The following is a 1,719-nucleotide window of genomic DNA, read 5'->3' as shown; positions in this document are numbered from 1 at the left end:
AGACCCCACAAAACGCCCTTACCACGCTCAAAAGGGGATTTTTCGGATATCTCGATGGAGCGGAGGCTAGCGCGTCGGCGCGGGAACCCCTTCGGGTTCTACGGCATCCTCTGTCCGCAGCAGCTTCCCTGCCCGTGCACCGAGGCGGCGGGAGAGTCGCTGGGCGGCGAAGGTCAGGATCATGTTCAGGATGATGAAGATCGCCGCCGTGACCAGCAGGGCGGGCAGGATGTTACCGTCGCCCGCCGCAAGCCGCCGGGCGAAGACCAGCAGTTCGCTGTAGCCGATGAAGGCACCAAGGGCCGAGTCCTTCAGGATGACGACAAACTGGCTCAGCAGTGCCGGCAGCATGGCTACCAGTGCCTGCGGAACCTCGATGACGCGAAGGGACTGGCTTCGGGTCAGGCCTATCGCCAGACCCGCCTCACGCTGTCCCTTCGGCAGTCCGAAGACCCCGGAGCGCACGAGCTCGGCAATCACGGAGCCGTTGTACAGGGTCAGGGCCAGGACGACGGCGACGAATGGAACATCCGCCGGCGGGACGGGCGTGGACTTCGAAAGGAACTGATAGAAGAAAATCATCATCAGCAGTACCGGCACGGCGCGGAAGAACTCCACGATCAGGCCCGCGACCCAGCTGATGGCCTTGATCGAAGACAGGCGTCCCAGGCCAAAGATGAGGCCGAACGCGATGGACGTGACGATCGCAACGCCGGCTGCCTGGAGCGTAGCCAGCAGACCCGGGAGCATGTTGTACTGCCAGGTGTCGGCTTCCAGGAACGGTGTCCACTTGGCGGCCTCGAACTGGCCCTTGTCCGCGAGGCCCTTCACGACCAGCGCAAGCAGGGCGAGGATGAACAGCACGCCGAGGATGTTGCCGATCATGATTCGGCGGCGCGCCCGGGGCCCGGGTGCATCAAAAAGAACGCTCTGGCTCATCGTGCCACCGCCAGTTTCTTCGAGGCCCAGGTAGTCAGCAGGCCAATCGGGATCACGATGAGCACGAAGCCCAGCGCGAAGGTCAGGAAGATCTGCGTCATGAGGTCGGGCCGGAACTCGATCATGGTCTTCATCAGGCCGGAGGCTTCAGCCACCGAGGCCACGGCAGCGACGGTGGTGTTCTTGGCCAGGGCGATCAGGACGTTGCCCAGCGGAGCAACGGCACCGCGGAATGCCTGGGGCAGGATGACCAGCCAGGCGGCAGGCAGGAAGGACAGCCCGATGGAACGGGCGGCTTCAGCCTGTCCCAGCGGGACGGTATTCACGCCGCTCCGGATGGCTTCGCAGACAAACGCAGCGTGGTAGACGGAGAGCGAGAGCACCGCCAGCCGGAAGAAGTTGAGTTGAAAATCGCCGGAGAGGTTGACCTGCAGCTGGGACCAAAGGGCAAGCGTGCCGAAGACCATGATGATGGTCAGCGGCGTGTTCCTGAAGATATTCACGTAGGCAGCGCCGAACCAGCGAAGGCTGGCGATCGGCGAAATGCGCATCACGGCCAGGATGGTGCCAAGCACCAGGGACCAGAGTGCTGCCCAGAATGTGAGTTGGATGTTGACCCAGAAGGCCCCGATGACGTCGTATTCGCCAAAGAGCTCGAGGAAACCTTCCATATGTCACCTCTTCCGTAAAAATGTGTGGAGCGGAGTTTTGGGGGCGGGGCGGGGTGGCCGCCCCCCCCCCACCCCCCCCCCCCCCCCGCCGGCGGGGGGGGGGGGCGGC

General features: G+C 64.0%; 2 protein-coding genes. Both read right to left on the bottom strand.

Features of this window, described 5'->3' with window-relative positions; all coding sequences use genetic code 11:
* Window positions 1–66 precede the first annotated feature (66 nt).
* Window positions 67–939 carry an amino acid ABC transporter permease gene (locus TVB01_RS16580; RefSeq protein ID WP_422457000.1) on the bottom strand — a complete coding sequence of 291 codons (873 nt, stop codon included), beginning with the start codon at window positions 937–939 and terminating at the stop codon, window positions 67–69.
* Entirely contained in the window at window positions 936–1,610 is a 675-nt protein-coding gene (locus TVB01_RS16575; RefSeq protein ID WP_422456999.1) for an amino acid ABC transporter permease, read from the bottom strand. Before TVB01_RS16575 ends, TVB01_RS16580 begins: the two co-directional genes overlap by 4 nt.
* Between the last annotated feature and the right edge of the window lie 109 nt (window positions 1,611–1,719).

It is taken from the genome of Arthrobacter sp. 7Tela_A1 (assembly GCF_049311065.1).
GTDB lineage: Bacteria > Actinomycetota > Actinomycetes > Actinomycetales > Micrococcaceae > Arthrobacter_B.
The sequence above is the reverse complement of the archived record's forward strand: the minus strand, read 5'-3'. Positions and strand labels throughout refer to the sequence as shown.

What these genes read in the sequence shown, in the direction of transcription:
- TVB01_RS16580 (WP_422457000.1), bottom strand. Translation starts at nt 939, where the DNA reads ATGAGCCAGAGCGTTCTTTTTGATGCACCCGGGCCCCGGGCGCGCCGC.
- TVB01_RS16575 (WP_422456999.1), bottom strand. Translation starts at nt 1,610, where the DNA reads ATGGAAGGTTTCCTCGAGCTCTTTGGCGAATACGACGTCATCGGGGCC.